A 22,071-nucleotide genomic window follows, 5' to 3' on the forward strand; every position below is an offset into this window, starting at 1 on the left:
CTCAAGCGCCCGCCGCCAGGGGTGACGCTGGCTGGAACGGCTCCGGACGGCGCTGCAGGAGGCGCACGGCGGGTCTATCACCCGCTGGCGGCTCGATGAGCAGGCGCGCTGGTGCTAGGGCATACACCAGCGCCCTCTTGTGCTCGGGGGTGGAAAAACTCTCTCCTGCCTCCAGCACGACGTCGCGCGTGTCGTGGTCCAGGGTGATCCAGACCGTGCCGCTCTGGCAATGCATGCTCTGGCCCGCGGCGTCGGGCACATGGTGCAAGCCGCGGTGGGTAAGTTCGATGATCATGGTAAATGCTCCTATCCATTCGCTGATGGAATGAATATAGTGAGACGACTCTCTGTACTCAAACGGTCATTTGGAATCCTTCGCATGCCAATCCAGAATGTGAAAACGTCTTCCTCGGCCATCGGTCGGGAAGAGCTGCCGCCGCTGGACCTGCTGCGCAGCTTCGAGGCCTCGGCGCGGCACCTGAGCTTTACGCAAGCGGCGCAGGAGCTCTACCTCACCCAGTCTGCGGTCAGCCGCCAGATCCAGCAGATGGAAGCCTGGCTCGGTGTGGCCCTGTTCGAGCGCCGGCACCGGTCCCTGGTGCTCACCGAGGCGGGGGCCGTCATGCACCGGGCGGCAGTGGATGCGCTGGAGCGGCTGCGCGATGCCACCGCTCGGGTGCGCGCCGCCCCGGCCCTGCGCCAGGTGGCAATGACCTGCACCCCGGGCTTCGCATCGCTGTGGCTCATCCCCCGGCTGGCGCACTTCACCGCGCAGCACCCGGATGTGGACGTGCGCATCTCGGCCACCCTGGAGCTTTTGGACCTGGACCGCAGCCAGCTGGACCTGGCGGTGCGCTTTTGCCCGACCGAGGATGGGCTGGGCACTCCCTTGTTTGAGGAATGGGTGGTCCCCATGTGCTCTCCTGCCCTGGCCGCCAACGCAGCCAACCCCTTGCAGCAGCCCGCCGACCTGGTGCGCCACACCCTGCTCGCCGTGGACCAGCACCCTGGCATGCCGCTCACGGTGGAATGGGACCCCTGGGCGCGGCTGATGGGGGTGTCAGAAGTGCGCATGAAAAACACCGTGCGCTTCACCCAGTACGCCGATGCGGTGGCGGCGGCGATGCAGGGGCAAGGCGTGGTGATCGGCCGGCTGCCGCTGTTGGCCGAGCTGGTGGAAAGCGGCCGACTGGTGACGCCGTTCGGCAGTTGTGCCTCGTCGCAGCGCGGCTACTACATGGTGTCGGGTGTTCGCGGCGGCGCCAACCCCGATGCGCAGGACTTCGTGCGATGGCTGCGCAGCGAGGCCGACGCGGCGCTGAAACCCGCCACGCTGGCCTGACCGCCCGCACCCTGTGCTGGATTTCACGGTTTCAATCAATGCTGCAAGCATGTTCCCAATCAAAACGGGTGCGCGCCCACCTTTTCCAGTAAATTGCCCCTGCGCAGCCTGGGCGCTTTCTTTTCAGGCGTGGAAAAAAGGACGCGCAATGCTGAAAGCTTTTTCGCTCAAACTACCCGGCCAGTGTCTTGTGGCCTTGTGCATTCTGGCGGGTACAGCCAACGCCAATGCCAAGGCAGTGTGCCCTCGTCCCGCCAAAGGGCCGCAGGCCACCCCAGGCATCATTCCGGCCAACACCAGGCTGATAGAAAACAAACGCTATTACTCGCCAGACAAGTCGGTGTATCTGGTTCACCAGAGCGACGGCAACCTGGTGCTGTACAAGCGGGTGAGAAGAGATGCGCAGGTAGCTCTCTGGAATGCGGGCACCTACCGCCAGGAGACCCGATGCGCGGTTTTCCAGGGCGATGGCAACCTCGTGGTTTATAACATGGTAGAAAATGCCCTGTGGAACTCGGCTGCTGACGCGAAGAAGCGCGACCGAACGTTCTGGGATTCCTTGCCTCCCTATGGAATCGACAGCAAAAGCTACCTGAGACAGTACGGCACGCCCCATCTGGCCGTACAAAATGACAACAACCTGGTTGTCTACGATGGAAGCGGAGTACCGCTGTGGGCGTCCGGAACCGCGGCGCGGTGAGGCCTGCCTTTGTCGTAACGAACCCCGACTATCAACGCCCCGCTTTGGAATGGCAGGCCATGGGCAGGTGATCGTTGGCGGCTACAAAGGGCTCGTGCAGCACCTTGCGTTTGGGTAGCGGCGCGCCTGGCAGACCAAGTGTCTTGACCTGCACGGCAGCCCTTCCATCGGCAGTGGCGCCCATTTCAAGCTGTACTGGGTCCTCTCCCGTCTGCATGTGGTGGGTCCAGGCCACGTCCGAGATCACTGCATGCTCGGCGATCACCAAACCCAGAAGATCGGTGAATTCACGTTGCTGCGATGGCTGCCATTGCACCTGGATCGTGAAACACCGGCCGTTGTTGGAGCAATTGATCGTCAGGTAGGGCTTGCCTTCCTGGCCCGTTTGCGCTTTCGCTTCGGGCTGGGCGGGCTGGTTCTTCCTGGCCCGGTTCTTGAGCGCTTCGTGGCGGAATATCTCCAGCGATGCGCCGGGGTCTTCTTCGCCGAGCACCGAGGTATCGATATGGGCGGGGACGATGGGGTTGGAACGGGACATAAAGGCACCTCACACCAGTGGGCTCCGGATATTCTGCGTACCAGAACATTCACCCTGGATCCTGTGGATCCATTGGTACTCGCAAGGTCCTGGAGCTTCGGGAAGATGCGATGGCCAAAGAGGCCATGTAGCGTACCGGCGGGTGATCGATGAATCCATGGTGGACCTGGCGCCCATTCATGGCTGTAGGACAACCACGGGGCGGCGGGCCATCCTCCCTCTGCAATGACCGTATTTCGCAAATACATTCGGCAGCGCGTTGCGAGAACATTCCAATAATCGGCAAACGCGGGAAGCTATTCACGTGCGGCCAGCGACAGGGAGCAGGTCATGGCGGCAAGTCTCCTTGGCGTGGCGAGGCGGTAACGGGCCTGGCCTTTTTACGGGCGCCGTTGAGCATTTCCTGCACCCAGTGCACCAGCATGCCGGTGTAGTCCTCTTTCCATTCGGGGCGGGTCAGCGCGTGGTCTGCACCACCGATCACCCGGTAGGTCATGGAGCGGGTCTGCAGGAAGGCCGCCCGGTAGTTCTCCAGCACCGGGTGGGGCACGACATCGTCGTTCTCCGATTCGACCAGCAACACATCCCCCTTGAACTGCGCGCTGGCTGCCAGGGCCCGGTTGCTCTGCGGTGCGATGGCACGGCTGCGGTAGGCGGCCACCTCCGCACGGTTGAGCTTGATCTTGGAGACCATCCAGTCCTCGTCCTTGTACAGCGCCGGCGCCCGAAGCGCCATCCAGCGCACCGGGCGCAGGGCGCTGAGCACGGCGGCCAGATAGGCGCCGTAGCTGGTGCCCACCACCAGCACCGAGGTCGGGTCCACCGCCGGATGCCCCACCAGCAGGTCGTAGGCCGCGAGCATGTCGTTCAGGCTGTCCTCGCGGGTCACGGTTTCGCGCTCGGCCCGGTCGTTGGCATGGCCGCGCAAATCGAAGGTCAGGCAGATGCAGCCCAGGGCTGCAATCTGGTGCGCCCGCTCGATGTACTGCGTCTGGCTGCCGTCCCAGCCGTGCACCAGCATCACGCCGGGCACCAGCACATCGGGCGCCACCAGGGTGCCCTCTATGCTGCGGCCGCCCACGGGGATGTGGATCGTCTTATGCCGTGTGGTCATGGATCTCCAGCGTGGTGTATTTGGTCAGGGGCCCGGCCTCGGGGTCGACCCCCTGGTAGTACAGCGTGGCCCCGACCGGAATGGGCTGGGGCGCACCGAACTTCTCGACACAACTGGCCCGCACCCTGCGCAGGCCCGGATCCTGGTGGAAAGCCTCCAGCGCCGCCACCTCGGCACCGCTGGCCCCGCCCACGCGCCAGGACTGCTCCAGCACCCCAGAGCACCATTGGCCCGCCGCATTCAGGCCCTGGGCTACGTCGTAGTTGATGCGCGATGCGAAAAATCCCGGGTAGCAGGTGCGCACCGCTTCGTCATAGGCCAGTGCCTGGGTCACCGCGTCGTGCAGCGGGCCCGAGGGTGTGCTGGCCAGCAGCGCATTGAAATCACCCCGCACCACGGTGAGGTCCGAGCCGCCATAGACCAGGGCCCCGCTGTTGTCAGGCGTGAGGCGTTGCGAGCCGTAGTACGAAGCCTGCAGCCCAGCCACGCGCACCTGACCGATGCTCAGCGTTTCCACCTCGGTCAGGTTGTGCTCCAGCACCACGCCGTCCCTCTCCAGCAGGCTGTCCCCCAAACTGTTCAGGCTGTTGGCCAAGGCCTCCATGGTGGTGACGACGGTCTGCCCCCGCCCACCCGTCTCACCCACCGGCTTGACGCGCAGCGGTCCAAGCGCGAACAGCGCCTCGCCAGCGCGCAGCGCATCCGCACGAGAGAACGCGGTGTAGCCGGGCAGCACCGAGCGCTTGATGAGCCGGGAGAACTCGGGGTTCCAGCCTTCCGGCGCGGCGGCCTCGAACGACACCAGGGGATGGGTGATGGCCTTGGTGGCAATGAAGGCCTGCGGCACGACACCGCCGAACAGGTCGTCCTGCCCATGCACGCCGAGTGCGTGTGCGGTGGCCATGCCCACCAGCGTGTCGCTGGGCACCAAGTAGGTGCGGCCCTGCCAGATGGGCTGTGGCAGCTCGTCGGTGCTGTAGGCACAGCCCTTGATGTCGGCCAGCCTGCGCACCAGTTCTTCGCGGGTGATCTGCTCATGGGTGCTGGCGTGCCCGCGCAGTCCCCGCGTGAATGGCATGACGGTTTCCTGGGCCTCGCGCCGCCGCATGGCCAGCGCGCTGTGGGCGGCTTCCAGACCGAGCGGAAACTCCGATGGTTGGGATGTCATGGCGGGGCCCTCCAGAATGGGTGGGCGCGCACTGCAAGAAGATTCGCAGACCCGCCATTGGCACATATTCGGTACACCAGGGCCCTGCCCTGCATGACCATGGCTACATGCTATTTTTGGAGGGAGCTACGGGCGCTTCTTGTGCGCCGCAACACGGTGTAGGACACGGGCTACAGCGCTCACGAATCAAATCACGAACATGGTCTCTGGCTGGGTACGGGCCACGGGCGCAATAAAGCCCGCAACCCAGCCCGGCAGGTCCTGCGCCGGCATGGGCCGTGCTAGAAAATAGCCCTGTCCGATGTCGCAGCCCAGGGCGGCCAGCTGATCCCAGTGCGCCTGGGTTTCGATGCCTTCGGCCACCACCTTGCGGCCCAGGTCGTGGGCCAGATCGATGGTGGAACGCACGATCACGGCCGATGCCTTGCTCACCGACATGTTGTACACGAAGGACTGGTCGATCTTGATGAACTCCACGGGCAACTGCTGCAGGTAGCTGAGCGACGAGTAGCCAGTACCGAAGTCGTCGATGTACAGCGCAATGCCCAGGTCGCGCAGGGCCTGCAGCACGCGCAGGGCACGCTCGGGGTCTTCCATGACGGTGGTTTCGGTGATCTCCAGCTCCAGCAGCCCCGGCGCCAGGGGCCAGGCGGTCTGCAGCTGGCGGATGGTCTGCAGCAGGGAGTCGTCACGCAGGTTGCGCGCGGACAGGTTCACGGCGATGGGCAGCACGGCCCCGCTGGCAGCCCAGCCGTGGTTGAGCCGCAAGGCGGCCTCGATCACCCACTCGGTCAGCGGTTTGATCAGCCCCGTGTGTTCGGCCAGGCCGATGAAGTCGCCCGGCATCAGCAGGCCGCGCTCTGCATGCCGCCAGCGCACCAAGCCCTCGGCCCCGCACACCCGGCCTGCGGCCATGTCGATCTTGGGCTGCAGGTACAGCGACAGGTCACCGTTCTCGATGGCACGCCTGAGCTCACCGGCCATTTGCAGGTGGTGCGCCTGGTTGCGGTGGTGGCTCTGCGCCGGGTCGAACACCACATGCCCGAGCCCGGCCTTCTTGGCCTGGTGCACCGCCGTGTCCATGTGGCGGTACAGGTCGTGCGGGGTTTCTCCGTGCGCGGGGAACAGGGCCACCCCGGCCGTCACGGAGACTTCCATCGAGATGTCGGCAATCGGAAACGGCTGGGCCAGCACGCCGTCAACGGTTCGTACCATGGCCACCGCGGCCTGCGCATCGCACTGCGGCAGCAGGATGGCAAACTCGTCGCCGCGCAGCCGTCCCACCGTGGCAGAAGCGGGAACGGCCTGGACGAGGCGGGCCCCGACTTCCTTGAGGATCTGGTCTCCGTAGCAGAAACCCAGGGCATCGTTGATTTCGCTGAGCCGCTCCACATTGGCCTGCAGTACCGCAAACGGCTGGCCAGCGTCGATGGCGGACACCAGGGTCTCGGTGAACTGCGCCTCGTTGGGCAGGCCGGTGAGGGTGTCGTAGCGGCGCATCTGCTGCATGGCCTCCTGCACCCGGGCCTGCTCGCCGCGATGGCGCAGCGTTGCCACGCCAAAGGCCAGGTCATCGGCCGACTCGACGAGGAAGGTGATCTCGTCGGGCTCGAAGATCCTCGGGCGGCTGCTGTAGATCGCCAGGGCGCCGATCACCACGCCGTCCACCCGCAGCGGGCATGCCAGTACCGAGGCCGCCGCCGGCATGCCGGCCAGCCAGGCGGGGCCATCGGGGCCGGGCGGCTCCCCTCCCCGGCCCACGCTGGCCAGACCCGAACGCACGGCATCACCCAGCACGCCCTGGCCGGTATCGCCCGCCTCCCAGCGGGTATTCAGGGCGCGCAGCCAGGGCTGCGCCAGGGCGGCGGTGCTTTCGGCCACAGGCGCCAGAAGGCCGCCGGTGCCCTCGGCGGCGTGGCACCACACCATGGCCATGGCGTAACCGCCCGCCGTGACGATGGCCTCGCACATGCTGGAGAGCAGGCCCTGCTCGTCCACGGCGCGCAGCATGGTGCGGTTGCCGGCACTCAGGGTCTTCAGGGCCCGGGTGGTGTGCTCCAGCCGCAGCACATGGTCTTCGAGGGCGGTGTTGAGCGCCAGCACCTTCTCCTCGGCGTGCTTGCGCACCGTGATGTCGGACCCGAGCACGTAGTAGCCCAGCACCTGCCCGCTGTCATCGCACTTGGGTATGCAGTCGATGGCCTGCCACATGCCGGGAAACGGCTGCCAGTCGTAGCTCTGGCGCTCTCCCTGCAGCACCCGCTCGATCATCGGGGCGGCCTGGGCATAGCGTTCCTCGCCGAGGATCTCGCGCACCGTGTGCCCTGGCACGTCCTCGCGACCCGGGGCATAGAGCGCCTTGTGTTGCGCGTTGACATACACGTAGCGCTGCTCGGCATTGACGTAGGCCAGCACGGCCGGCACGCTGTTGATCACGCTGAACAGGTGGTCTTCACTGGCACGCAGCTGCGCGGTGCGCTCCTGTACCCGCTGCTCCAGCAGCGCGTTGTGCTGCACGATCGTGCGCTGGGCCTGGCGCGCCAGGGTCTCGTCGCGGAACACCAGGACGACGCCCACCACCTCTGCGTCGCTGGAGCGTATGGGGGCGGCGCTGTCCGCGATCGGGCACTCGCGCCCATCGCGCGCGATCAGCGTGGTGTGGTTGGCCAGCTCATGCACCACGCCGGTGGCCAGCACCTGGGCCACGGGCACCACCGCAGGCTCGCGGGTGATCTCGTTGATGATGCGGAACACCACGTCGATGGGTAGGCCGCGCGCCATCTCGAAAGTCCAGCCGGTCAACTGCTCGGCCACCGGGTTCATCCGGGTGATGCGGCCTTCGGTGTCGGTGGCCAGCACGGCATCGCCTATGGAGTGCATGGTGGTGGCCAGGCTTTCCTCGCTGTCTTCCAGGGCGCGCTGGGTCTGGCGGGTTTCGCCCAACTGGCGCCTGATCAGCGCATAGGCGCCCCCCAGCAGCCCCACCAGCAACAGCGCCACCACCCCGTTGGCCAGCAGCAGCAGGCGCCGGGTATGCAGCTGCGCTTCGGTGCGCTCACGCAGCAGCGCGGCCTCTTCGAACTCCAGGCCGCGCAGCAACTCGTGGATGCGGTCGCGCGTCTTCTGCAGGGGGGCCGTGGCCACATAGGCATTGGCGGCCTCAGGCCCCTGGGTCTTGCGCAGCATTTCCACCCGGCGGGAGATGGCCAGCCGCTCGTCCACCATCTGGCGCAAAAGGGTCCAGCGCTCCTGCTGCAGCGGGTTGTCTGCGGTGAGCTGGCGCAGTTGCGACAGCATGGCCTCGCGGGCCTCGGCCGTGGCATCGCGCTCGGCGATGTGCGCGGGGTCTCCGGTGATGCGAAAGCTCTGCGTGCTCAGCTCGATCTGCAGGGTGTTGGCACGGATATGGGCCACGTTGCCCAGCACCTGGTGCGTGTGGGCCACCCAATGGGTCGCCTCTTCGGCGTCATCGGCCAGCTTCCAGCCCATCACCGTGACGCCGGCCACCACTACGGCGGCAGCGATGAACGCCGCCAGAACCTTCGATTCGAAGCTCGAGCGCAGCAGCAATGGGCCTCCCCCCAAACCCTGTTATGTCAGGATGACCCATTCTTACACCCGACAGGCGGTTGGCGGTAGCAAAAAATTACATTGCGCAGACCGCTAGCGGTGTTGTCCTACAGGGCCGGCCCTAGGTGAAAACGCTTAGCGCGGCAGCGCTGGAGGGGCCACATCTCTCTCTTCGATGTGCAGGGGCCTGCCGGTTGGCCCGGCGGCCCAGGGCAAGGTGAACCGGAATGCCGCCCCGGGCGTCTGCATTTCCACCAATGCGATCCGGCTGCCATGCAGCGCCAGGATGCGGTGCGCAATGCGCAGCCCCAGGCCTCCGCCGCGCCGCGATCCGCCGACGGTGAAAGGGCGCTCGAAGAGACCCTCGCGCAGCTCCGCAGCAATGCCCGGCCCGGTGTCCTGCACCTGCACGGCCAGGGCATCGCCCTCGCGCGCCAGCACCACCGTCACGGTACCGCCTGGCAGCGTGTGGCGCAGGGCGTTGTCCAGCAGGTTCGTCAGCACCCGCTCGACCAGGCCCAGGTCGGCGTGCACCGGTGGCAGTTGCGGCGCGATGTCCGCCTGCAGGGCCACCTGGCGCTCCTGCGCTGCCAGCTCGAACTTCTGGAACACGTCCTGCACCAGGTCGGCCATGGCAAAGGGCTCCGCCTCTGGCTGGACAAAGCCGTATTCGAGCCGCGCCAGCTCGAACAGGCTTTGCGCCAGCGCGCCCACCTTGCGGCTCTGGTCCAGGGCGATGCCCAGGTAGCGCCGGCGCTCGGCGGGCTGCAGCGTGGCGTCCTTGAGCAGCAGGGTCTCCAGGTAGCCGTGCAGCGAGGACAGCGGCGTGCGCAGGTCGTGCGAGACATTGGCGATGAGCTCACGGCGCTCCTGGTCCTGGCGGCTGAGCACCTGCCATTGCTCGCCGATGCGCGCCACCATCTGGCGGTAGGCGGCGCCGAGCACGGCGATCTCGTCGCGGCTGTCCGGCGTTGGTGGTGATGGTGGCGCCAGGGCCGGCAGGGGCGGCGGCGCGCCGGTCATGTCGAAATGGCGCACGGTCTCGGTCAGGCGGCGCAGCGGCCGCGTGATCAGGGTGAAGGCCACGAGGCCCGCCGCCAGGCACAGCAGCGCCACCATGGCGATGGACCACAGCGCTGTGGTGAGCACCGCGTTGGTGGAGCCCTGCGCCGCCACCAGGTCGTGCGCCTCACCGAGCAGCACCACGTAGATGAAGCCCACGTCGCGCCCATGCACGCGCAGCGGCGCGGCGCTGAACACCTTGCGCCCATCGTTGCTGCGTGGGTCGTCGGCCAGGATGGGCAGCGGCGCACCATCGATCATTCGGCGCACGGGCGCCAGATCGATGCGGTCGCGGCGCAGCCGGCCCTCGGGTGCGGCGTGGCCGGCAATGCGGCCATCGGGTTCGAGCAGGTACACCTCCACACTCGGGTTGACCACCATGAGCTGGCTGAACAGCTTGCGCACGGCGCCGGGCATCAGGCCATTCGCATCGGTGAGCTGGGCGTCGCGGGCAATGCTTTCGGCCAGGTCGCGCGAGAGGCCCTGCACCACCTCCAGCTCGTGCATGCGGTTGGAGCGCACCTGCATCCAGGCCGAGGTGCCGCTGCACACCAGCAGCAGCCCGGCGAAAACCAGCGACAGCCGCTGCGTCAGGGTGAGTCTCATGGCGTGCCCTCGGGGCTGGCGAACTTGTAGCCGCGCCCCCAGACGGTGAGGATGCGCGCGGGCTGGGCCGGGTCGGCCTCGATCTTGGCTCGCAGGCGGTTGATGTGGGTGTTGACCGTGTGCTCATAGCCCTCGTGCTGGTAGCCCCACACGGCATTGAGCAGGTCCATGCGCGAGAACACCTTGCCCGGCTGGCGGGCGAAGAAGTACAGCAGGTCGAACTCGCGCGGCGTCAGATCGAGCCGCTGGCCCGCGAGCCGCGCGTCGCGCGCCACCGGGTCCATGGCCAGGCCGGCCACCGACAGGCTGCCCGCCTGCTGGCGCGCGTTCTGGGCCATGGCCTCGGCCCGGCGCAGCAAGGCGCGCACGCGGGCCACGAGTTCGAGCACCGAGAACGGCTTGGGAAGGTAGTCGTCGGCACCGATCTCCAGGCCCATGATGCGGTGCACCTCGCTGGCCCGCGCGCTGATGATGATGATGGGCACGTAGCGCGGCATGGCGCGGGCGCGGCGGCAGATTTCCAGGCCGTCCACCCCGGGCAGCATCAGGTCCAGCACCAGCGCGTCCCATTCGCCGCCGCGCGTGAGCTGCTCCAGGCCGTCGTCGCCCCGCGCGCAATGCACGACCTGCAGCCCTTCGTCGCGCAGGTGCATGGTCAGCAGGTCGGCGATATGGGCATCGTCTTCGACCAGCAGCACGCGTTTGGAGGGGGGTATGGACATGAGAAGGCAGGTAAGCGAGGGATGCCCAGCATTGTGCGCAATCGCAGCCTGCCGAGTTATCACGAATTATTGAAGTTTGCGTGAGGACTTCGCGATGGAGCCCGGCCTAAGCTCCGGCCAACCCCCTACCGACCGAGGACCCCATGACCACCACCCGCCGCCAACTCCTGTTCACCGGCAGCGCCAGCGCATTGGCCCTGGCCGCCTGGTTCTCGCCGCGCCGCGCCCCGGCAGCAGCCGCCACCAGCGAGGTTTTCGAGGTGACCCTCACCGACGCCCAGTGGCGCGCCAAGCTCACGCCCGCGCAATACGCCGTGCTGCGCCACGAAAACACCGAGCGGCCCGGCAGCAGCCCGCTCAACCAGGAGCACCGCGCCGGCACCTTCGCCTGCGCGGGCTGCGCCCTGCCGCTGTTTTCTTCCAAGACCAAGTTCGACAGCGGCACCGGCTGGCCCAGCTTCTGGAAGCCGCTGGACAATGCCGTGGCCACGCGCACGGACCGCACCCTGGGCATGGCGCGCACCGAGGCGCACTGCCGCCGCTGCGGCGGCCACCTGGGCCATGTGTTCAACGATGGGCCCCAGCCCACCGGGCTGCGCTATTGCATGAATGGCCTGTCGCTCACGTTCGCGGCTGGCGCTGCCTGAGGACCTTCGCCATGCTGCTCATCCTTTTGGCCTACCTGGGCGGTGTGCTGACCATCGTCAGCCCCTGCATCCTGCCCGTGCTGCCGTTTGTCTTCTCGCGTGCCAGCCAGCCGTTCGTGCGCAGCGGCCTGCCCTTGCTGGCCGGCATGGCGCTGACCTTCGCGGCCGTGGCCACGCTGGCCGCCGTGGGCGGCGGCTGGGTGGTGGCCGCCAACCAGTATGGCCGCTGGGCAGCACTGGTGCTGGTGGCGGTGTTCGGCCTGGCCCTGGTGTGGCCGGGCCTCGCCGACCGCATGGCACGCCCCCTGGTCGCGGCCGGGGACCGCCTGTCGCAGTCAGCCCAGGGCGACGGCAAGCCACGCGTGGGCGCATCGCTGCTGCTGGGCGTGGCCACGGGCCTGCTGTGGGCCCCCTGCGCCGGGCCGGTGCTCGGCCTGATCCTGACGGGCGCCGCACTGCAGGGTGCCAGCGTGGGCACCAGCCTGCTGTTGCTGGCCTATGCGGCCGGCGCGGCCACGTCGATGGCGGCGGCCCTGCTGCTCGGTGGCCGGGTGTTTGCCGCACTCAAGCGCTCGCTGGGTGTGGGCGAGTGGGTGCGCCGCGGCCTGGGCGCCGCGATGCTGGCCGGTGTCGCCGCGATTGCGCTGGGGCTGGACACAGGGGTGCTGGCCCGGCTGTCGACGGCATCCACCGGGGGTATCGAGCAGGCCCTGGTGAACCGGCTGGGCAACGAACCCCAGGGCGGCGCCATGGCCATGGGCGGCGGCCCGTCGATGATGATGCAAGGCGGCGGTGCCATGATGGCAGCCGCTGGCGCCGAAGGGGCCGGCCCTTCCATGATGGCTGTCGGCAACGCTGCGGCTGGGCGCTTGCCGGACCAGGGCGAGGTGCCCTCGCTCGACGGTGCCGTGCAATGGCTCAACTCGCCCGCGCTCACCACGGCCGGCCTGCGCGGCAAAGTGGTGTTGGTGGATTTCTGGACTTATTCGTGCATCAACTGCCTGCGCGCCATGCCTTATGTGAAGGCCTGGGCCGAGAAGTACAAGGACCAGGGCCTGGTGGTGGTCGGCGTGCATGCGCCCGAGTTCGCCTTCGAGCGCGACGCCGCCAATGTGGCCAAGGCCGTGCGCGACCTTGGCATCACCTACCCCGTAGCCATCGACAACAACTACGCCATCTGGCGCGCCTTCCAGAACCGCTACTGGCCCGCGCACTACCTGATCGACGCCCAGGGCCGCATGCGCTACCACCACTTCGGCGAGGGCAACTACGCCGAGTCGGAGCGCGCCATCCAGCAACTGCTGCGCGAGGCCGGCTCCACAGCACCGGCCCAGGACGGCCTGGCCCAGGTGGCCGCCCAGGGCGTGCACCAGCCGGCCGACCTCGGCGCGGTGCGCTCGCAAGAAACCTACCTGGGCTATGAGCGGGCCGAGCATTTCGCCTCGGCCGAGCCTGCGGTGCGCGACCGGGCGGCCACCTATACCGCCCCCGCCCGCCCGGCGCTCAATGCCTGGGGCCTGGCCGGCCAGTGGACGGTGGGCGCCGAGCGTGCCACGCTGGCTGCCGGCAGCGGCCGCATCGTCTACCGCTTCCAGGCGCGGGACCTGCACCTGGTGCTGGGGCCGGGCACCGGCGGCAAGCCCGTGCGCTTCAAGGTCACGGTCGATGGCCAGGCCCCTGGCGAATCGCGTGGCATCGACGTGGCCGCCGACGGCATAGGCACGGTGACCGACCAGCGCCTGTACCAGCTGGTGCGCCAGGGCGGCGAGGTGCGCGAACGCACCTTCAGCATCGAATTCCTGGATGCCCCTGTCGACGCCTACGCCTTTACCTTCGGTTGAGCACATTTCCTGCGAACCCGCATCACACTCCCACCCCCTTCCATAAAGGCGCTCTCACCATGAAAACGACCCCTTCCACGGCATCCACTCCCAGCCGGCGCGGCCTGCTGCAGCTTCTGGCCGGTGGCGCCACCCTGGCCGGCGGCGCCCTGCTGTTCCAGAACCTGGCCCACTCCGCCGAAGAGGCCGTGGTGATCCCGCCTCCCGCGCAGGACCTGCCCGCCGGCAATGCCAAGGTGGAAAAGGCCATCTTCGCAGGCGGCTGCTTCTGGGGCGTGCAGGGCGTGTTCCAGCATGTCCAGGGGGTGCAGAAAGCCGTGTCGGGCTACAGCGGCGGCTCGGCCGCCACGGCCACCTACAGCCTGGTGAGCAGCGGGCGCACGGCGCACGCCGAATCGGTGGAGATCAGCTACGACCCCGCACAGGTGAGCTACGGCGCCCTGCTGCAGATCTTCTTTTCGGTGGTGCACGATCCGACCCAGCTCAACCGCCAGGGGCCGGATTCGGGCACGCAGTACCGCTCGGCCATCTTTGCCGCCAGCCCCGAGCAGGAAAAGGTGGCGCGAGCCTACATCGCCCAGCTCGATGCGCTCAAGGTGTTCAAGAAACCCATCGCCACGCGCATCGAAAGCGGCCCGAGCTTCTTCGCGGCCGAGGCCTACCACCAGGATTTTCTGACCGAGAACCCGCGCCACCCCTACATCGTGGTCAACGACCTGCCCAAGGTGGCGCACCTCAAGCGGCTGTTTGCCGCCCGCTACCGCGCTGAGCCCGCGCTGGTCAAGCGCGCGGCGTAGTCGCGCCGCATCGCCCCTTGCGGACAGCGGCTCCCAATGGAGCCATTCGGCACCAACCGGTGCCAAAGCGGCACCTCGCACCTTTGCATCGAATGTAACCATGGGTAACCCAATTCACCCACAGGGATACCATGGACACGATGATTTTGAAGAAGGTCCGGACCGTTGTTTCAGTGCATGTGCTGGCCCTGTCCAGCATGGCGGCCTGGGCGCAGGACTACCCGTGGAAGGCCATCACCCTGGTGGTGGGCTACCCGGCAGGCGGCAGCGTGGACCTGGTGGCACGGGCCATTGCGCCCGGCCTGTCGCGCCGGCTGGGCCAGCCGGTGAACGTGGAGAACATCCCTGGCACCAGCGGAGCGCTGGCCGCGGCCCGGGTGGCCCTGGCCGAGCCGGACGGGCACACACTGCTGCTGGGCTCGCCCGCCGAGGTGGGCATCAACCACCTGGTGAGCCGCCGGCGCGACGGCTACAACCCGCTCAAGGACTCCACGCCCATCGGCCTTATCGGCAGCCAGCCGCTGGTGCTGGTGGCCGGCAGGAAGACGCCGGTGGCCAGCATCGAGGAATTCCTGCGCGCCACGGCCGAGGCGCCCGCGCCCATGCGCTATGCCTCGTCGGGCATGGGTACACCGCTGCACCTGGCGGGCGAGACCATTCGCCAGCAATCAGGGGTGCGCATGGCGCATGTGCCTTCGCGCGGTGCCGGTGCCATGCTCGCGAATCTGGACAGCGGCGACGTGGACTTTGCGGTGATGGTGCTTTCCAGCGCCCTGCCCCATATCAAGGACGGCAAGGTCAAGGCCATTGGCGTGACAAAGCTGGAGCGCTCTGCGGCGGCGCCCCAGATCCCGGCCCTGGCAGAGAATGCGCGGTTCAAGGGGGTCGATGCAGGTGTCTGGTTCGGCCTGCTGGGCCCCGGCAAGCTGCCGCCGGCCACCACCACCCGGCTGCGCGAGGGACTGCAGCAGTTGCTCAAGGAGCCCGAACTGCGCAAGACGCTCGAAGCCGCAGGCCTGACCATGATGGAAGGCACGGATTTCGTGCCCTTCCTGCAGGCTGAGATCCAGAAGTTCAGGCGCGTGGTGGAGTTCGCGAACATCCGCAATTGAGCGGAGCCTTAGCCCCCGTCGCCTGCATTGCCGGTGATGGGCAAAACGATGCCGGTGATGTAACTCGAGCAGCACGGCGCGGCCAGGAACACATAGGCCGGCGAAATCTCCTCGGGCTGGGCCGGCCGCCCCATCTGCGTGCTGGCGCCGAACTGGGCGATGTCTTCGGGCGTCTTGTCGGCCGGGTTCAGCGGTGTCCATACCGGCCCTGGGGCTACGGCGTTCACGCGGATGCCCTTGTCGGCCAGGTTGTGCGCCAGGGCCTTGGTGAAGGCGTGGATGGCGCCCTTGGTGGCCGAATAGTCGAGCAGTTCCTTGCTGCCGCGCAGGCCTGTGACGGAACCGGTGTTGATGATGGCATCGCCCCGGTTGAGGTGCGGCAGCGCAGCCTTGGCCATATGGAAGTAGCCGTAGATGTTGGTCCTGAAGGTCTCGTCGAAACGCTCTTCGGTCAGGTCTTCGAGAGAGCTGGCATGCTCCTGGAAGGCTGCATTGTTCACCAGCAGGTTGAGCTTGCCAAAGGCCTTGGCGGTCTTGGCAACGGCACCTTTGCAAAAGCGTGCGCTTTTCACGTCGCCGGAGATGGCGATGCAGCGCCGGCCTTCCGCCTTCACCAGTTCGATGGTGCGCTTCGCATCTTCGTGCTCGTTGAGGTAGACGATGGCCACGTCGGCGCCCTCGCGCGCGAACAGCACGGCCACGGCCCGACCGATGCCAGAGTCGCCGCCCGTGATGAGGGCCGACATGCCTTCGAGCTTGCCACTGCCCTTGTAGTGCGGGGCCTCGAAGCGCGGAGGCAGCGCCATGCGCGCCTCGATGCCGGGCTTGGCTAGCGGCTGGCTGGGCAACGGACTGCCTGGTTCAGTGCGACCAGGGCCCGGAGCCAGGGTTTTCTTCTTCGGTTGAGCCAGCTTCTTGCTTGTAGATGCCTTCGCTTTCGAAGCGTCCTTGGCGTCCTGCTCGGCCTGGATGCGCTTTTGCTTCTTGGCGGTCTGCTCTGCAGCGGCGCTATTGCGCGAGGATGCGGGGGCTTTTTTCATGGCACCGCCTGCCTACTTGAGCCACTTGCGCTGTGGCCGGGGCTGTACAGTCACCTCGACGGTCTTGTGCACGCCTGGTTGACCGGTGGCAGGGTCGGTTTCGACAACGTCTTCGAGATCGATGTCCTGCACTTCCGAGTGGGTCTCATCCTCCAGGTCTTCCAGGATGTTGTCGATCTTGCGTTCGGCCTTGTCGACTTCGGCTTTGGGGGGCGGTGTGGTGCGCATGGGCTACTCCTAAGGGGAATGCACCATTCTTGCCAGCCCACCGCCGCCCGCCTGTCATCCATTGCCGACGATGGGCCGCCTTTCTATGCCGACACCAGCGCTTCAGAAATCGATGAGCAGGCACTGGAAGACCCAGTCAAAATTCGACACTCACAAAAGATAATGAATTTTCTTCATTATTAATAGTGACCGAGCGGAAAAATGCTGCTGCCTTGTATTCAGGGAGTTGCCTTGCGTGGCACAGGCGTGCACCTGAGGTTTCCCTGATAATTGGTTATCAACAACAAGTCCTGCGGCACCGGCCCCACCCCATGGAACGATCCACCCGGCAACGCACCGCCATCCTGGCGGCCATTGCAGACGCCCAACGCCCACTCACGCCGCAGGAGGTGCTGGAGAGCGCACGCGAAGCCGTGCAGGGGCTGGGCATGGCCACGGTCTACCGCAACATCAAGGCGCTGCTGGAGGATGGATCGCTGCAGGCCGTGCACCTGCCAGGCGAAAGCCCGAGGTACGAAGCCGCCGAGCACGACCATGGCCACCACCACCACTTTCAGTGCACGGCGTGCTCGCGCGCGTTCGACGTGCACAACTGCCCCGGCGACCTGCGTGACCTGGCGCCCAAGGGTTTCACGGTGGAGCGGCACGAACTGACCTTGTACGGCCGCTGCGCCGATTGCGCAAAGGCAGCAGCCGCCCCGAAGCCCCGGGGCAAAACAGCGGCTACGGCCTGATCGGCTTCAGGCCGATTGGTACAGGGTCACCACGCACGCCCCTCCCAGGCCCAGGTTGTGCTGCAGTGCGGTGCGTGCGCCGGGCACCTGCCGCTCCTCCGCCGAGCCGCGCAGCTGGTGCGTGAGCTCATAGCACTGCGCCAGCCCGGTGGCGCCCAGCGGGTGCCCCTTGGAGAGCAGGCCTCCCGATGGATTGGTGACCACCTTGCCGCCATAGGTGTTGTCACCCGCGTCGATGAAGGCGGCCGCACCCCCCGGTGGGCACAGGCCCAGGGCCTCGTAGCTGATGAGCTCGTTCTGCGCAAAGCAATCGTGCAGCTCCACCACGTCCAGGTCTTCGGGGCCGATGCCGGCCTGCTCATACACCTTGTGCGCTGCCGCTGCCGTCATGCCGTAGCCCACCAGGTTCATCATGTCGTGGCTGTCGAAGGCATCGGGCCGGTCGGTGGTCATGGCCTGGGCGGCAATGAACACGTCGGAGCGCAAGCCGTGGCGTCTGGCAAAGGCTTCGGAAACCAGCACCGTTGCCGCCGCGCCGCAGGTCGGCGGGCAGGCCATCAGCCGGGTGAGCACGCCGGGCCAGAGCATGGGCGCGCTCATCACGTCCTGCACCGACAGCTCCTTGCGCAGCAGAGCCAGCGGGTTGCGCGCGGCGTGGCGGCTGGCCTTGGCGCGCACCTTGGCAAAAGATTCGAGCGGCGTGCCGTACTTGCGCATATGGCTCTGCCCTGCCCCGCCAAAGTAGCGCAGCGCCAGGGGCAACTCGGGCATGCCGACCAGCTCGGCAGCCTCGCGGTCGAAGTCCTCGAAGGGGCTGGGCCGGTCATTGAACACGGTGCCGAGGGCGCCCGGGCTCATCTGTTCGAAGCCCAGGGCCAGCACGCATTCGGCCGCGCCGCTCGCTATGGCCTGGCGCGCGAGGAACAGTGCCGTGGAGCCGGTCGAGCAGTTGTTGTTGACGTTGAAGACCGGAATGCCGGTCATGCCCAGGCCATAGACGGCCTTCTGGCCGCTGGTGGAATCGCCGTAGACGTAGCCGACATAAGCCTGTTCGATGGCGCCGTAGGCGATGCCCGCGTCTTCCAGCGCGAGCCGGCCGGCCCGCCCCGCCATCACGGGATAGGGCTCGTTGGCGCCCGGTTTGACGAACGGGATCATGCCCACGCCCGCGATGAATGCCTTGTGTGACATGTTGGCGTCCCTCAGGTTAGCGCTGGCCGCGCCAGCATCGTGGCGCGGATGTCCTTCTTCATCACCTTGCCCACCTTGGAGCGCGGCAGGTCGGGCCAGATCTCCACGTGCTTGGGTGCCTTCACGCTGCCGATGCGCGCCTTGACGAAGGCCGCAATCTCGTCAGGCTGCACGGTGCGGCCGGAGTGCAGTTGCAGCACGGCCACCACCTTCTCGCCCCACTTGTCGTCGGGCAGGCCGATGACGGCGCTGTCCTGCACGTCGGGGTGCTGCATCAGGGCCTGCTCTACCTCGACCGAGTAGACGTTGAAGCCGCCGGTGATGATCATGTCCTTGGCGCGATCGACGATGAACAGGTAGCCGTCGGCATCCACCCGTCCGATGTCGCCGGTGTGGTGCCAGCCGCCCTTGCCTGCTTCGGCGGTGGCCTTGGCGTCCTGGTAGTAGCCCATCATCACCAGCGAGCTGCGCACCACGATCTCGCCGGTCTCGCCTGCTGCAAGCAGGTGGCCGTCGGCATCCATGGTCGCCACCTGCACCAGCGGCCCGGGCCGGCCGGCACTGGACAGGCGCTCGCGCGCCACCGAGCCGTCGGTGTGGAAATGCTCGCGCGGCGCCATCATGGAGATCATCATCGGCGCCTCGGTCTGCCCAAAGAGCTGGGCCATCACCGGGCCGATGGCCGTGAGCGCTTCTTCGAGCCGCGCCGCCGAGATCGGTGCCGCGCCATACCAGAAGCACTGCAGCGAATCGAGCCGCGTGCTGGCCAGCTTCTCGTGCTGCAGCAGCATGTAGATCAGCGTGGGCGGCAGGAAGGTGTGCGTCACCCGATGCCGTTCGATCAACGCGAGGAAGTCGCCCAGGTCGGGCTTGGGCATGATGACCACGCGCCCACCCAGGGCCATCACCGGCAGACACAGCACCCCGGCCGCGTGGGTGAGCGGTGCCAGCGCCAGGTAGACCGGCCGGCCCTCGAACGGGTAGCCCATCAACGTCAGGGCCGACATGGTCTCCAGATTGCGGCCCGAAAGCATCACGCCCTTGGGCTGGCCCGTGGTGCCGCCGGTGCCGGCGATCATCGCCAGGTCGTCCACGGGGGCGATGGCGATGGGCTCGTCGCCCACGCCCTCCACCCACTGCGCCCAGGAGGGTGCCCACCCGAATGCCGCATCCAGGCAGACCAACTGGCGCACCTTGGGCAGTTGCGCGCGCATCTGCTCCACCATCGGCGCATAGGCGCTGTGGAAGATGAGGCAGCTGCAGTCGAAGGCGTCGAGCACAAAGCGGTTTTCGGACGCCTCGTTGCGCGGGTTCACCGGGCACCACACGGCACCTGCGCGCGAGATGCCGAACACGCAGGCAAAGGCCAGGGCGTCGTTGCTGGAGAGCACCGCCACCTTGTCGCCCGGCGCGATGCCCGAGCGCTGCAGCGCCCGCGCCACGCGGTGGCTGGTGCGCTGCACGTCGCCGTACGAGAGGTCGGCCGTGCCCAAGTTCAGGCACGGCGACCCTTCGCCCAGCATGGCCCCCTTGTCGAGGTAGTCGATCAGGCGCATGGCGGGGCCCGCTCAGCGGTGCACCGTGAGCACGGGCGGCTGCACCAGGCCGAAGCTGCGCAGCGCGCCCAGCAGCTCATGGTGGCCAAACGCTTGGCAGCCCGAGGCGAAGCCCACGCGCCGGGGCGCCTGCTGCAGCAGCGAGGCGGCGGCAAAGGCCTGCATCAGCCCGGTCTGCTTGTAGTTGCAGTTGCCGAAGATCACGCAGTGCGCCCGCGCCAGCGGCCCCGAGGCATGCACCGAATCCACCGACTTGTTGATGCGGGGGTTCTCGCGCGGCGGCATGGAGCCCATGACGGCGGCCGCCGTCTGTGCCAGGGCGGCGTAGCGGTCCTCTTCGTTCATGCCCTCGGTGGCCTTGAGTGCGGCGGCCACGATCTGCGGCACGCCCAGCATCAGCGGCTTGTTGAACACGCCGCCCAGCACCTTGACGTTGGCCACGCGCGGGTCCTTCTTGAACCACACGGGGTGCGAGGTGCCGCCCCAGGGCAATGCCAGTGCCGCCTCGTGCTGGCCCGGAATGGCCAGGCTGTACAGGCCCGCGTCGGGCTGCCACTCCACATACTGGTTTTGCTCCAGGTAGTAGGCCTTGGACGTGGCGGCGTTGACCAGGATGGTCTGGGTGGAGGCCACCGTGGGACTGCCGCCCCAGAACACTGCGATGTCCAGGGTATCGAGGCCCGGCGTCTCCAGGCACAACTGGGCGGCGATCTCGCCCGTGGTGTACATCTGCGCCAGGCCCGGCGACAGCAGCAGGCCGGCGGCGGCGAACTGTGCACCGTACTCGGCATCCAGTGTGATCAGCCAGTCCTGCTCGCCCGTGGTGTCGGTGTAGTGGCATTTCGCGGCCAGGCAGGCCTGCACCACCTCGTGGCCGAACTTGGCGAACGGCCCCACGGTGTTGAGCACGACCGAGGCGCCCTCGAACAGCGCCGTGAGCGCCTCCCGCGTGTGCGCCACCTCGACCACCTCGTAGCTGGCGGTTTCGATGCCGGGCACGTGCGATTGCATCGCCTCGTCGAGCTTGTCCTTGCTGCGGCCGGCCGCGATGAAGGGGATGTTGTACTCGCGCAGGTACTCGCAGACCAGCCGGCCGGTGTAGCCGGAGGCGCCGTAGACCACGACGGGTTTCTTGGTGTTGTTGGCCATGTTGTTGTCTCCTGTAGTGCTGCTCACATGCCCATGCCGCCGTCGACCGGCAAGCCGGCGCCGTTGATGAAGCGCGCGGCATCGGAGCACAGGAAGACCACGGCATCGGCCATGTCAGCCACCTCGCCCAGGCGGCCCGAGGGCGTCTGCTCGATGATGGCGCCCACGGCGGCCTCGGGCGACGCGAACAGGCCGGCGGCAACCACGTCGGCGGCCAGCTTCATGCCCATCTCGGTGGGCACCAGGCCGGGGTAGATGCAGTTCACACGCACGCCGTAGCCGAGCTTGCCCGACTCCATGGCGGCCACGCGGGTCAGCCGGTCCACGGCCGACTTGGTGGCCGAGTAGCCGGCGATCGCCGGGAAGGCAATGGTGGCGGCGACCGAAGAGATGTTGACCACCGCCCCGCCCTTGCCTGCAGCGCCGTCCGGGCGCATGGTCCGGAAGGCGTGCTTGAGGCCCAGTGCCGTGCCCACGATGTTCACGTCGAGCATGCGGCGCAACGCATCGGGCTCGATCTCGGTCACCAGGGCCGTGACCTCGATGCCGGCGTTGTTGATGAGGATGTCGAAGCCGCCCAATGTATCGACCGTGGCCTGCACGGCGGCGGCCCAGTCGGCCTCCTGCGTCACGTCGAGCTTCACGAAGCCGGCCTTGGCCCCGCCGGTCACCGGCAGCTTGCCTGCCGCCTCCTGGCCCAGCGACGTGAGCACGTCGCCAATCATCACCGAGGCCCCGGCGGCAGCGAGTGCCTGGGCCATGCCTTCACCGAGGCCGCGCGCGCCGCCGGTGACCAGGGCCTTGCGGCCGGTCAAATCGAACTTTGTCATTGTCTTGTCTCCTGATGGATAGGTAGAGATCGCTGATTCGCAGATCGTGTTCTTCGAGGAACGGGATTGATTCTGGGAATCGACTTGACAACTGTCAAGACATTTTCTTGACAGTTGTCATAAA

General features: G+C 67.3%; 20 protein-coding genes. 7 read left to right on the forward strand and 13 right to left on the reverse strand.

What is annotated here, in order from left to right; genetic code table 11:
- Window position 1: 1 nt before the first annotated feature.
- A complete protein-coding gene (locus ACSQ9E_RS12010) occupies window positions 2–295 on the reverse strand; it encodes a DUF2917 domain-containing protein (protein WP_057205298.1) in 294 nt (97 codons plus the stop codon).
- 84 nt (window positions 296–379) lie between these two features.
- Here ACSQ9E_RS12010 and ACSQ9E_RS12015 point away from each other — a divergent pair, with 84 nt between their 5' ends.
- Both ACSQ9E_RS12015 and ACSQ9E_RS12020 read left to right on the forward strand, forming a co-directional pair.
- Window positions 380–1,342, forward strand: a complete 963-nt coding sequence (locus tag ACSQ9E_RS12015; RefSeq protein ID WP_436217906.1) for a LysR substrate-binding domain-containing protein — start codon at window positions 380–382, stop codon at window positions 1,340–1,342.
- Window positions 1,343–1,355: 13 nt separating this feature from the next.
- Complete coding sequence (locus ACSQ9E_RS12020; RefSeq protein ID WP_157412669.1) at window positions 1,356–2,042, forward strand: hypothetical protein; 687 nt, start codon at window positions 1,356–1,358, stop codon at window positions 2,040–2,042.
- Window positions 2,043–2,073: 31 nt separating this feature from the next.
- Here the strand turns inward: ACSQ9E_RS12020 and ACSQ9E_RS12025 are convergent, their stop codons facing one another.
- The 6 genes from ACSQ9E_RS12025 to ACSQ9E_RS12050 all read right to left on the reverse strand — a co-directional run bounded on the left by ACSQ9E_RS12025 (window position 2,074) and on the right by ACSQ9E_RS12050 (window position 10,822).
- The gene (locus ACSQ9E_RS12025; protein ID WP_057267532.1) at window positions 2,074–2,580 is read right to left on the reverse strand and encodes a hypothetical protein; all 507 of its coding nucleotides are present in this window, start codon (window positions 2,578–2,580) and stop codon (window positions 2,074–2,076) included.
- A gap of 328 nt (window positions 2,581–2,908) precedes the next feature.
- Entirely contained in the window at window positions 2,909–3,694 is a 786-nt protein-coding gene (locus ACSQ9E_RS12030; RefSeq protein ID WP_436217907.1) for an alpha/beta hydrolase family protein, read from the reverse strand.
- The gene (locus ACSQ9E_RS12035; RefSeq protein WP_436217908.1) at window positions 3,678–4,862 is read right to left on the reverse strand and encodes a DUF3182 family protein; all 1,185 of its coding nucleotides are present in this window, start codon (window positions 4,860–4,862) and stop codon (window positions 3,678–3,680) included. Before ACSQ9E_RS12035 ends, ACSQ9E_RS12030 begins: the two co-directional genes overlap by 17 nt.
- 186 nt (window positions 4,863–5,048) lie before the next feature.
- A complete protein-coding gene (locus tag ACSQ9E_RS12040) occupies window positions 5,049–8,432 on the reverse strand; it encodes an EAL domain-containing protein (RefSeq protein ID WP_436217909.1) in 3,384 nt (1,127 codons plus the stop codon).
- Between the two features lie 135 nt (window positions 8,433–8,567).
- On the reverse strand, window positions 8,568–10,100 hold the full coding sequence (locus ACSQ9E_RS12045; protein WP_436217910.1) for a sensor histidine kinase: 1,533 nt from the start codon (window positions 10,098–10,100) through the stop codon (window positions 8,568–8,570).
- Window positions 10,097–10,822, reverse strand: a complete 726-nt coding sequence (locus ACSQ9E_RS12050) for a response regulator transcription factor (RefSeq protein ID WP_436217911.1) — start codon at window positions 10,820–10,822, stop codon at window positions 10,097–10,099. Before ACSQ9E_RS12050 ends, ACSQ9E_RS12045 begins: the two co-directional genes overlap by 4 nt.
- Before the next feature lie 143 nt (window positions 10,823–10,965).
- Between ACSQ9E_RS12050 and msrB the strand changes: the two genes are divergently transcribed.
- The 4 genes from msrB (at window position 10,966) to ACSQ9E_RS12070 (ending at window position 15,219) form a co-directional block, all read left to right on the forward strand.
- Window positions 10,966–11,469: a peptide-methionine (R)-S-oxide reductase MsrB gene (gene msrB / locus ACSQ9E_RS12055; RefSeq protein WP_436217912.1), complete on the forward strand. Its 504-nt coding sequence runs from the start codon at window positions 10,966–10,968 to the stop codon at window positions 11,467–11,469.
- An 11-nt stretch (window positions 11,470–11,480) separates the two neighbouring features.
- Window positions 11,481–13,310, forward strand: a complete 1,830-nt coding sequence (locus ACSQ9E_RS12060; protein WP_436217913.1) for a cytochrome c biogenesis protein DipZ — start codon at window positions 11,481–11,483, stop codon at window positions 13,308–13,310.
- Window positions 13,311–13,369: 59 nt separating this feature from the next.
- Complete coding sequence (gene msrA, locus ACSQ9E_RS12065) at window positions 13,370–14,107, forward strand: peptide-methionine (S)-S-oxide reductase MsrA (protein WP_057267525.1); 738 nt, start codon at window positions 13,370–13,372, stop codon at window positions 14,105–14,107.
- Window positions 14,108–14,238: 131 nt separating this feature from the next.
- Entirely contained in the window at window positions 14,239–15,219 is a 981-nt protein-coding gene (locus tag ACSQ9E_RS12070) for a Bug family tripartite tricarboxylate transporter substrate binding protein (protein ID WP_428000798.1), read from the forward strand.
- An 8-nt stretch (window positions 15,220–15,227) separates the two neighbouring features.
- Here the strand turns inward: ACSQ9E_RS12070 and ACSQ9E_RS12075 are convergent, their stop codons facing one another.
- Window positions 15,228–16,259 (reverse strand): SDR family oxidoreductase, encoded by a 1,032-nt coding sequence (locus tag ACSQ9E_RS12075; RefSeq protein ID WP_436217914.1) that lies wholly within the window; start codon window positions 16,257–16,259, stop codon window positions 15,228–15,230.
- 12 nt (window positions 16,260–16,271) lie between these two features.
- Window positions 16,272–16,487, reverse strand: coding sequence for a hypothetical protein (locus ACSQ9E_RS12080; RefSeq protein WP_436217915.1), 216 nt, complete (start codon window positions 16,485–16,487; stop codon window positions 16,272–16,274).
- Between the two features lie 311 nt (window positions 16,488–16,798).
- On the opposite strand from ACSQ9E_RS12080, the gene ACSQ9E_RS12085 reads away from it, so the two are divergent.
- Window positions 16,799–17,221, forward strand: coding sequence for a Fur family transcriptional regulator (locus ACSQ9E_RS12085; protein ID WP_057267521.1), 423 nt, complete (start codon window positions 16,799–16,801; stop codon window positions 17,219–17,221).
- Between the two features lie 6 nt (window positions 17,222–17,227).
- Here the strand turns inward: ACSQ9E_RS12085 and ACSQ9E_RS12090 are convergent, their stop codons facing one another.
- Genes ACSQ9E_RS12090 through ACSQ9E_RS12105 form a run of 4 tightly spaced genes read right to left on the reverse strand, consistent with a single transcriptional unit; the run spans window position 17,228 to window position 21,947 of the window.
- Complete coding sequence (locus ACSQ9E_RS12090; protein ID WP_436217916.1) at window positions 17,228–18,412, reverse strand: lipid-transfer protein; 1,185 nt, start codon at window positions 18,410–18,412, stop codon at window positions 17,228–17,230.
- Window positions 18,413–18,423: 11 nt separating this feature from the next.
- A complete protein-coding gene (locus ACSQ9E_RS12095; RefSeq protein ID WP_436217917.1) occupies window positions 18,424–19,968 on the reverse strand; it encodes an AMP-binding protein in 1,545 nt (514 codons plus the stop codon).
- A gap of 12 nt (window positions 19,969–19,980) precedes the next feature.
- A complete protein-coding gene (locus tag ACSQ9E_RS12100; RefSeq protein ID WP_057204393.1) occupies window positions 19,981–21,117 on the reverse strand; it encodes a DUF5938 domain-containing protein in 1,137 nt (378 codons plus the stop codon).
- A 23-nt stretch (window positions 21,118–21,140) separates the two neighbouring features.
- On the reverse strand, window positions 21,141–21,947 hold the full coding sequence (locus tag ACSQ9E_RS12105; RefSeq protein WP_057204391.1) for an SDR family NAD(P)-dependent oxidoreductase: 807 nt from the start codon (window positions 21,945–21,947) through the stop codon (window positions 21,141–21,143).
- Window positions 21,948–22,071 lie beyond the last annotated feature (124 nt).

This window comes from Acidovorax sp. LjRoot118 (assembly GCF_964253575.1).
Classification (GTDB): domain Bacteria; phylum Pseudomonadota; class Gammaproteobacteria; order Burkholderiales; family Burkholderiaceae_C; genus Acidovorax.